The 10,037-nt window shown below is 48.4% G+C and carries 9 protein-coding genes; 1 reads left to right on the top strand and 8 read right to left on the bottom strand.

Annotation, left to right across the window (positions count from 1 at the left end):
• Positions 1-78 precede the first annotated feature (78 nt).
• The 8 genes from QUA33_RS23875 to purC all read right to left on the bottom strand — a co-directional run bounded on the left by QUA33_RS23875 (position 79) and on the right by purC (position 9,211).
• On the bottom strand, positions 79-1,341 hold the full coding sequence (locus QUA33_RS23875) for a DNA cytosine methyltransferase (RefSeq protein WP_333151741.1): 1,263 nt from the start codon (positions 1,339-1,341) through the stop codon (positions 79-81).
• A gap of 136 nt (positions 1,342-1,477) precedes the next feature.
• Positions 1,478-2,650, bottom strand: a complete 1,173-nt coding sequence (gene lpxB / locus QUA33_RS23870) for a lipid-A-disaccharide synthase (protein WP_333151739.1) — start codon at positions 2,648-2,650, stop codon at positions 1,478-1,480.
• Positions 2,651-2,659: 9 nt separating this feature from the next.
• Entirely contained in the window at positions 2,660-3,262 is a 603-nt protein-coding gene (locus tag QUA33_RS23865) for a Uma2 family endonuclease (protein ID WP_333151736.1), read from the bottom strand.
• Positions 3,263-3,303: 41 nt separating this feature from the next.
• The gene (lpxA, locus tag QUA33_RS23860; protein WP_333151734.1) at positions 3,304-4,098 is read right to left on the bottom strand and encodes an acyl-ACP--UDP-N-acetylglucosamine O-acyltransferase; all 795 of its coding nucleotides are present in this window, start codon (positions 4,096-4,098) and stop codon (positions 3,304-3,306) included.
• Positions 4,099-4,345: 247 nt separating this feature from the next.
• The gene (gene fabZ, locus QUA33_RS23855; RefSeq protein WP_333096171.1) at positions 4,346-4,867 is read right to left on the bottom strand and encodes a 3-hydroxyacyl-ACP dehydratase FabZ; all 522 of its coding nucleotides are present in this window, start codon (positions 4,865-4,867) and stop codon (positions 4,346-4,348) included.
• Positions 4,868-4,935: 68 nt separating this feature from the next.
• Positions 4,936-5,793 (bottom strand): UDP-3-O-acyl-N-acetylglucosamine deacetylase, encoded by an 858-nt coding sequence (gene lpxC / locus QUA33_RS23850; RefSeq protein ID WP_333151732.1) that lies wholly within the window; start codon positions 5,791-5,793, stop codon positions 4,936-4,938.
• Between the two features lie 117 nt (positions 5,794-5,910).
• Entirely contained in the window at positions 5,911-8,292 is a 2,382-nt protein-coding gene (locus QUA33_RS23845) for a BamA/TamA family outer membrane protein (RefSeq protein ID WP_333151730.1), read from the bottom strand.
• Between the two features lie 190 nt (positions 8,293-8,482).
• Positions 8,483-9,211, bottom strand: a complete 729-nt coding sequence (gene purC, locus QUA33_RS23840; RefSeq protein ID WP_333151728.1) for a phosphoribosylaminoimidazolesuccinocarboxamide synthase — start codon at positions 9,209-9,211, stop codon at positions 8,483-8,485.
• Between the two features lie 389 nt (positions 9,212-9,600).
• Here purC and QUA33_RS23835 point away from each other — a divergent pair, with 389 nt between their 5' ends.
• Complete coding sequence (locus QUA33_RS23835; protein ID WP_333076249.1) at positions 9,601-10,032, top strand: response regulator; 432 nt, start codon at positions 9,601-9,603, stop codon at positions 10,030-10,032.
• The last annotated feature ends 5 nt before the right edge of the window (positions 10,033-10,037 follow it).

Raw genomic sequence — 10,037 nt, 5'->3', positions numbered from 1 at the left:
GATTTTAAACCATCCAAATCTTCCTTCAGTCTTGTCTTATGGTACTTTGGCTGCTTAAAAACTGTCCGAAGTATTGTCTTAACTTTTTAGATAATATTGTTCTGCTTCCGACCAATTCAGCTTAAGCAACGAATCATCTCCCCAGGTCAGTTTGAGACTCGGCTTAATTGCTTCCACGCCCAAAGCGCTAATAATCTGCGCTGCTACAGCTTTCGCCAATAGCGGCGGTACAGAATTTCCGACTTGGCGAAAACCGTGCCATTTTGTAACGTGAAATCTAAACCAGTCAGGATAGGAATGCAGTCGCGCAGCTTCCCTGACAGTAATGCACCGAGGCGCGATCGGGTGAATCGGTCTCGGCGAAGTATAAGCCCCCCTAGCTCGGTCGGTTCCAGCCCTGAGAGTGTTGCAAACTCCCTGGGGGTGAAGCTTATAAAAACGGCTGATCGGCTCTTTTTCGCCGTGTTTGGCCGCCTGAAACCTTTCCATACATTCCTGAGAATGTTTAGTTCGCAAACTACAAGAGAGAATTTGTCGCTCGTACTCGCGATCGTAGGAATAATCATCCTCCAAACCATCAATCCCGCGCATTATACTCGCATAAGCGCTGCACTTTCCGTACTCCGCGATTACCCAATCTCGGTGCAGCAACTCGCTGTACTTTTCCACTTCCGGCAAATCTCCAATCGCATCCCAAACTGTGGGGACAGCAGGTAAATTAACTTTTTTATAGCGTTTAGGAATTTTAATTTTTGGGAGTATCGTAGTTTGCGGAGGGTATTTGGGTAGCTCATAACCTGCTTTGCACCCAATCAGAAACAAGCGTTTGCGAGCTTGCGGCACTCCGTAGTGAACCGCGTTGAGAACTTGATAGTTTTCTTCTACTTGATAGCCTGCTTCCAGAAAAGAGCTAATTAAAATATTCAGGAGCTCTTTGTGTTCTCCTGATGCAATTCCCGGCACATTTTCCATTACGAAGAACTTGGGTTTTAGCTCCAAAACTAAGCGTTTAAAGTGAAAAATTAGAGAATTTCGCGGGTCGTCCACATCGCGCTTGCCCATCATCGAGAATCCTTGACAGGGCGAACCGCTGATTACTACGTCTATCTCGCGCCGCCCGATCGCCGATTTTTTCCGAATTTCCGATCCCGTAAGCGCTGTGACATCTTTGCACAGAATAGAACACAGCGGGAAATTAAACTCGTGTGTGGCGCAGTGAATAGGGTCAATTTCGACTGATGCAAGTACATCAAAACCTGCTTGTTCAAAGCCCAGGGTCATGCCGCCCGCACCTGCAAATAAATCAACAGCGATCGGTCGCTTTTTCCGATTGCTTGGCATAACATTTCAATAACAAAGTTGCTTTAATAGAAATTAAAAAAATTAACCTGGTTTTTGGTAATAAATCTTGGGTTTTTCAAGAAGCCATCCACAAAGAAACCGGGTTTATACATAACCTCTCAATACCAAAATTGCTTTAAGAAGCTGTATTTAATTTGACATTTTTCATTATTTCCGCAGCGGCCCGATCGCACACGCCCACATCTCCGAGACTTTCGCGCATTTCCCGATAACCTGCCAAAGTTTGCTGGCGTCGATCGGCATTTTGCAGCAATTCCAGTGCGTGGTTCACTATATTTTCCGCAGTCGCCTCGTCTTGCAGCAACTCCGGGACGATCGGCTTCATTTGCACCAAATTCGGCGGAGACATAAAAGGAATCGAAAATTTCAGGACGTGGCGAGCAATAATCGCCGTAATCGGACTGACGCGATAGACGACAACTTGCGGAACGTCGAGCAAAGCTAGCTCCAGATTAACAGTACCAGATTTAGCGATCGCCAGATCGGCAGCCGCCAAGATTTCCAGAGTTTGATTTTCTAACAAAGTAGCCCGCAAACCGTAATTCTCGATCGCTTTTTCGATTTTGCTGCGGAAAGCTTTGTTAGCAAGCGGAATCAAAAAATTAACTTCCGGCAATTTAGCTTGAATAGTTTGAGCGGCCTCAAATATAACCGGCATCAGGTACTTGAGTTCTTGGTGTCTAGAAGCGGGAATTAGGGCGATCGACACCTGTTCCGGCCCAATTCCCAAAGTTTTGCGGGCAACTTCCCGGCTGGGCGCAGATTGCATTCTATCCACCAAAGGATGACCAACCCAACTCACTTGGGCTCCTTTTTTTTGATAATAACAAGCTTCTTCGGGGAAAATTGCCAAAAGTTGGTCGCTAATATTGACAATCAGATCGGTATTGCGACGAGAAATCGACCAAACCCATTCTTGAGGTGCGATGTACCAAATCACCGGCAAATCAGGCAAACAGCGGCGGATATAGCTGCCAATACCGAGATTTGGAGTCAAATAATCAATCAATACAACCGCATCGGGGCGGAAGTTTTTGAGATATTGTTTAGCTTTTTGCTGAACTTTGATCGTTGGCCAAATATACGGCACTGATTCTATCAGGCCCATAGAACCAATGCCCACAGTATCGCCTAAAATAGTAGCCCCAGCTTCTGCCATACGAGGGCCGCCCAATCCGGTTATTTCTAGCTCAAAACCAGCGGCGACAGCGTGACGTTTTAAGGCTGCAACTAACAAAGCTCCTTGCAAATCGCCAGAAACCTCACCAGTGCTGATAAAAATTTTCATATTCTGACTTTATACAGGTGAGATGTTTGCTAATAATTCGGTAACAGCATCATATTGATCGGGCATATTAGCACAGCGTAGCAGTAATTCTAAGTCCAGATCGGGAAGGAATGTACTTCGGGAAATCTGCTCATAATTTTCACTTGTTAAGTAATAGAGAGATAACTGACTATTTTGCCAAAACCAGACTTCCCGAACACCCAATCTTTTGTAGAATTCTAGAGTATTTATCCCGCCACTGGTAATTACTACTTCAATAGCAATATCTGGGACTATTTTTTGGCTTCCTATATCATAGGAATCATCCGGATCTTTTCTACCGCCTAATTCTCTGTTACCTAGAGTCGGCCCGCCCTTGCCGTAAAATCTAATCCCATTTGCTCTCATATATGCCTCTAGCAGCATACAGAGAGTTTTCTTGATTATTTCGTGTTCGGGCGAGACAGTCATAATTTGCAGTTTTTGATCGAGATAGAAAAATTTCACACCTCTGACATCTTTAAAAGCTGCTTCTATCGCTTCAAATTGTTCCCAACTCACATCTAAGAACCTGATGCAGCCATCTTGTTCTGTTTCAGGGGACGTAGATTGGACTGAAGTATAAACATTCATTGGGCAACAGTCGCTTAGTTCCTAGGTTTATTCTACCTCATTCACTTTTTGCCAGGAATCAAACCGCGCCGCCCTTTGGTTGTAGACTGCTGCACAAATCTCCGCAGGTGCTGCAAGTGGGCGTTTTCTGGTAACAAATCCAACTGTTCCAAAGCTTGATTGAGAGTGTAGCCAGAATGGTAGAGAATACGAAAAGTTTTCTTCAAAACTAGCAAATCTTCTTCTGTCAAACCAGCGCGTTGGAGACCGACTTTGTTAATTGCTCGCACTCTCGAAGGATTGCCCTCGATTAGCATATAAGGAGGTACGTCTCGATCGATCCTGCTCAAGCCGCCCACCATAGACAAGCGGCCGATGTGGACAAACTGGTGAACGCCCAAAACACCGCTCAAGCGGGCTTGAGACTCGATTTTAACGTGTCCGGCTAAGGCTACAGCATTTGCGATAATTACTCGATCGGCGATCGCGCAATTGTGTCCCACATGAACATAAGCCATCAATAGATTATGATTGCCAATAGTCGTGCTTTCCCCGGCTCCAGTAGCGCGGTTAATTGTCACGTATTCCCGAATTTGATTGCTGTCGCCAATTTTCACCCTAGTCGGAGAACCCTCGTATTTCAAATCTTGAGGTTCCAAACCAATCGCCGCACCGGGGAAAATTTGATTGCGAGCGCCTATTTCGGTTAGCCCGTCGATAATTGCATGGGCACCAATCTTAGTATCAGGCCCGATTTTCACTCTTTCCCCAATTACAGCATAAGCTCCCACTTCTACAGTCGGGTGAAGTTCAGCACCGGGATGAATCACAGCAGTTGGGTGAATCAAAGTAAGCATTTGTCAGTTGTTTTGCTGGTAAGTGGGAAGGAAGTTTGGCAACGCGCAGTGTAAGGGATTAAACTGATTTAACGGAGGGATGTTGAAGCAAGAACGAAGAACGAAGAACGAAGAAGGAAGAACGAAGAACGAAGAAGGAATTTTTTTAATTTTAAGATTATTTCCTTCCGAGGAAGGCTTCGCGGTTTCAATTTAAATTGAAAACTCATAACTTAAAACTACCCCTAAGCCCTCACTAATTCCAAATTTAATCTACCATCGAAAACGTCAATTCTCCTTCACAAACTTTTTGTCCGTCTACTTCACCCAGAGCCTGCATTTTTGCGAAGCGGCGGCGTTTTACCCACAGCAATTCTACAGTCATCAGCAACTGATCGCCCGGTACAACCTGACGACGGAACTTGACTTGATCGATTCCGGTAAACATCCACAATCCTTGCTTGATGTCGGGCAACTGAGCGAGAACAATACCGCCAACTTGAGCCATAGCTTCAACAATTAATACCCCAGGCATAATTGGCCGTCCGGGAAAATGCCCTTGAAAATGCGGTTCGTTGAAAGTCACATTTTTAATTCCTATAGCCTTCTCGGACGGCACGTAATCAACAATCTTGTCAACCAGTGCAAAAGGATAGCGATGAGGCAATAATTTCTGAATTTCTTCGAGAGTAAAAGTAGATTTAACCGCTGGAGACTCCTCACCTTTTTCAGTGGGGACGGATTCAGAATTCGCAGTATTGAGGGTGTTAACTTCAGTCAGCGTGGACATTGCTTGAAGACTTTTGAGTGTGGTATGGCAGAAGGAATATGCAATCTTAACAGATCGCGTGTTTTTTCCTAACTTTTATCTAGCGTAGCTAGAGCTTGCGATTTCAGGGCTTGGGCGAGTTGGACGTGCAGGTTGTGACTGGCTTTGTAAGCCAAGTAGTGAGCTTTTGGCCAAGTTCCGAGCAGACTGAGGTCGCCTGCTAAGTCTAGGATTTTATGGCGCACCGGTTCGTTGGCAAATCTCAAGGGCGGGTTGAGCCAGCCGGATCGATCGCAAACTAGGGCGTTTTCTAGGGTACCACCTTTGATCAAACCTGCTTGTCGCAATTGGTCAACTTGGCGAGCAAGTCCAAAAGTGCGGGCTGGGGCGATCGCCGTCGCAAAACTTTCTGCCTCTGGCGACCAACTGTACCATTGATTGCCGATCGCCTGTTCCTCAAAATCAATTCCGTAACTAAATCGAGTTTCGGCTGAGGGTAAAGCCACTGCAAAAGCATCCCCGTGGCGCACCCAAATTGGCTGTTCTAGGACGAAGGAGGAAGTGAGGTCTTGCTTCGATTCTTGAGGAACTAAGCCGGTCTGGGCGATCGCCTCTACCCAAACCAGAGCCGAACCGTCCAGCAGCGGCACTTCCGGCCCATCAACCTCAATTCGAGCATTATCCGCTCCCATCCCCGCCAAAGCTGCTAATAGATGCTCTACAGTGCGAATTTGAGCATCGATACCTGCCAGTTCAGTTGAAAGTGCGGTCTGACAAACCGCCTCAATTTTTGCAGGAATTATCGGAGCACCGGGCAAGTCTATTCTGACAAAATAGCGACCTTCCCCTACCTCCGCAGGCAAAACTCGGACGCGAGTTTGTTCGCCGCTGTGCAAACCGATTCCCGACAGTTCAAATTCAGATTTTAAGGTACGTTGAATAGTCATTAGTCAGTCATTAGTCATTAGTTAGTAGTTAGTAGTTAGTAGTTAACAGTCAACTGTCAACTGTCAACTGTCAACTGTCAACTGTCAACTGCCAACTGCCAACTGCCAACTGCCAACTTAGAATCGCTCACCAATGCCAAAGTGAATTTGATTGTCGCCAGTGTCGTTGATACCGTAATCGATCCGGATCGGCCCTAAAGGAGATTGAATCCGTACACCGAGGCCGTAACCGTAACCGCTACCGGGCTTTTCGCGGATACCTGCAGGGTCGCCAGGGACATCTTTGCCCGTGCCCAAGTCAGTGCCAGCATCCAAAAATAGCGCTCCGCCGATAAACGAAATAATCGGGAAACGGTACTCAACGCTGGCTTCTAGGAAACTGCGACCGGCTCCCATGTCGCCTTCGGCGTACCCGCGCACCGAGTTGGCGCCGCCCAAGGCAAAGGCTTCGTAGGGAGGCAAATCTCCGAATACGGTGCCGCCTCTAAAACTGAATGCCAGGGTTTGAGGGCCGGGGGTAAAGTTAGTGTACTTGACTGGTAGGTACAAGCTGTAGCTGGCTCGCAGGCGGTTTAAGAGGATGCTGCCGGAACCTACAGGAATCGATTGTTCCATCCCAAACCTGAGCAGGGAACCGCTAGTGGGGCGGAGGGGGTCGTTGCGCCGATCGCGCACAACACCTGCTTGCAGTGTTGTCAAGTCATCCGATCCCGAATCGCTAAAACTTAACAGGTTGCCGAGTTCGTCCCGGGATTCGCGCCTGCCTTTGCGATCGGTAATTGAGACTCGCTGGTACTGCAAGCCGAGTGAAGCCGTCCACTCAGAATCGGCAAAAGGATTGCGCGACAGAGGACGGGTGAAATTGATGCCGGCCCCGGTGCGATTGATGCGAGGTCGATCGTCGTTGGGCAATCTGACTTCCCGTTCGCCACCGTCAAAAATCACGCTGATCGATCGTCTTCTAAACGCATTAATCGTATAAGAAGTCCGGTAAGGATCGCCCGCAATCCAGGGGTCAGTAAAACTCACGTCAAACAGATTTTGGCGTTCCCCGATTTGTACTTCAGCGCCCAACTTCTGGTTCCTACCGCCGAAGTTTTGCTGCTGGTAACTCAGCGTACCGAACAAACCCGTCGCGGAACTCAAACCCGCACCAGCCGCCAAAGAACCAGTATTTTTCTCGATGACGTTGACAATTACCCTTGCCTTGCGGGGGTCAGTCGTTCCCGGTTCCAAGGCAAGTCGCACGTCTTCAAAAATTCCCAAACCAAACACCCGTCTCAAATCTCTTTCCGCCTTGGTGCGGTTAAAGATGTCTCCGGGCTTGAGTTCTACTTCGCGGGTGACGACAAAGCGACGGGTGTTGCCTCCGATCGGCTGACCCGTGGCATCTGTTGCCTCTCCCTCCTTGTTCAGGAAGCGGACATCAACGGATTCGATCTGGCCTTCTGCCACTACCAGGGTTACTGTGCCGTCGTCTCCTACTTGTGGGGCATCAGTGATTTGGCCCAAAACATAGCCGTTCTCTTGATACCACGCATTAATTTTTTTCACTCCCTCCTCAAAGCGGCGGAGGTTGAGAATTTTGCCGTATTGATCGCGGAAGCTTTCGTCAATTACGCTTTGGGGCAGCACTTGCTGACCGGTGATTGTCACTCCCCGCAATACCGGATTTGGCTGCACAATAAAAGTCACCCGGACGCCCAACGGGGTGTCTTCCGGTACTGCCCGCACGTTTCTGAAAAAGCCTGTGGCAAAAATGGCGTTGATGTCTTGTTGCAGTTGGCTGCGGTTGGTCGTGCGTCCTGGTTGGGTGCTGATGACTCGGTAAATTTCACTTTCCAAGTCTTCTGTCGCCCCGGTGACTGTAACTTCTGCAACTAGCACTTGCGGTTCTGCCGACCCGGCGGGTGCGGGGGTTTGTCTGGGCTGCGGTGCTGGGCCAGGGGGCAATGGGGGAACGGTGTTAGCCGGCGGTCTGGTCGGGGCCGGTCTGGGGGTAACTTGGGCGTTTTGAGCGATCGTCCCGGATTCCTCTGGTTTCGCTAGCTCTGCTGCGATCCAGGCGGGCGTTACAGCCGCTTCCGATGGGGGGAGCGAGCTGTCCTGTTGCGCGTCTTGCAGGGCGTTTTGGCTGCTAGAGGTGGGGGAGGGGTTGGATGCTAGCTCGGGTTTTAGTTCAAGGATCGGAGGAGAAACCGGGGAGGGCGGGTCTGTGACTACCCTTGGGGGTTCGCTGTCGCCTTCTCCTCTGGCAGGGGCCGCAGCTATTTTTAGGGCTTCCCCTTTGCTGGTTTTAGCGGCTTTGCGGTTTTGAGGAGGGTTTTGGGTTAATTCTGGAATGGGGCGATCGGGTAATTCGATCGACGGGGCGGGCGGAACGGCAGCCAAAGCTTCCTCTGCTGATTCAGAGTAGGATGTTTGGCCGCTTGCAGAATTTGATAACCCGAATGTTGCTGAGGCAGTAAAAACTGCCACCAATACAGCAGATAAACGCATTTTTGTTCACTTTTTTGGGCAATCCACACACCACATTAGTCATTAGTCATTATTCATTAGTCATAGTCATTAGTTATTAAGTCGGTTGAATCTCGCGCTGACCGCTAATTGATGACTGTTGACCGCTGATTGCTGACATCAAAGGCACAAGGGTGACAAACTGTGCAATTCTAGCGCATTACCAAGACCTCTAGACTTTCTGAGCGAGAACCCGTTGGAGAACTTGCTGGTAAGCGGTTTCTACCGATCCTAAGTCGCGGCGGAATCGGTCTTTGTCCATCACACGGGCGTCGGGGTCGGCTTCTGCGTTGTCCCAGAGGCGGCAGGTGTCGGGACTGATTTCGTCGGCGAGGATCAGATTTTGATGTTGGTCGATACCGAATTCTAGTTTGAAGTCTACTAGGGTAATGCCGCACTCGGTGAAAAATTCTTTTAGTATTTCGTTAATTTCGCGGGCGGCCATTTCTAGTTGGTCTACTTGTTCGGGGGTGGCTAGCTGCATTAGCAGCAGCCTGTCGCGGGTCAGCAGCGGGTCTCCCAAATCGTCGTTTTTGTAATAAAACTCCACCAGCGGCGGATTGACAATTGTGCCGAGGACGAGTGCGGTTTGCTTGCAAAGACTGCCGGCGGCAATGTTTCTGACTACGACTTCCAAGGGCAAGATTTGGACGCGACAGACTCGCATTTGGTTGGGGGCCGGCGTGTCGATGAAGTGGGTGGGAATGCCTTTGGCTTCTAGCATCCGAAACAGGTGGGCGGATATGGCGCAGTTGATTTCGCCTTTGCCGACGATGCTGCCGCGTTTCTGGGCGTTAAAGGCTGTGGCGTCATCTTTGAAGTGTGTCAGCAAAATTTCGCTGTCTTCGGTGGAGTAGAGGATTTTGGCTTTGCCTTCGTAGAGTTTGCGATCGGCTGACATGGCGATTAATAATGTAGATGAGTTTTAGATTTTACCGTAGCTCGATCGGGTGTTATTGGCGAGTTTTTGGATCTCCGCTGCACCGCTCATTCTCTGACCAAGAATTTCTTGAGGGTACAAGCCCCCAGATTTATCCGTGGAATCAATCCAAAATCGAAAATCCTCAAGCCCCCGCATTTATCCGTGGGGTCAATCCAAAATCTAAAATCTAAAATCTAAAATCGAATGACGGGCGAGTACGCCTGCAGGTAGATACTGTCATCGGCTCAGGCATAAATGATTCTTGACAAAGGACAATAGAGATTAAACCTGCTGGGCTCGCGATCCGTGCTGACTAAACATCGCCAACGAGACGGGCGCTTAAAAAACATCTATAAAATGGCTGATTTATGCAAGACAAAAAAATTCATATTCTCTTGGTAGAAGATGATGAGGTTGATGTGATGAACGTCCGGCGAGCTTTCAAAAAAAATAACATCGTCAACCCCCTCTACATTGCTGCCAATGGATTAGAAGCTCTAGCTATATTACGTGGAGAAGGAAAAATAGATCCTCCAATGCCTCAAGCCCGTCGGTTGATTTTGCTGGACTTGAATATGCCGAGAATGAGCGGGATCGAGTTTTTGCAAGAATTGCGACTGGATGAATGTTTGAGGTCGATTCCGGTGATCGTTCTCACCACTTCTAATGAAGATAGAGATAAAGTAAAAGCTTATAATTTGAATGTAGCGGGATATATTCTTAAACCTGTTACTTTTTCTAATTTTGTGGAAGTGATGGCTACCCTCAACAGATACTGGATGCTGAGCGAAATTCCCTAACTAAA

The organism is Microcoleus sp. Pol14D4, from assembly GCF_036701245.1.
Classification (GTDB): Bacteria; Cyanobacteriota; Cyanobacteriia; order Cyanobacteriales; family Microcoleaceae; genus Microcoleus.
Note: the sequence above shows the minus strand (reverse complement) of the source record. Positions and strands in the feature narration are given on the sequence as shown.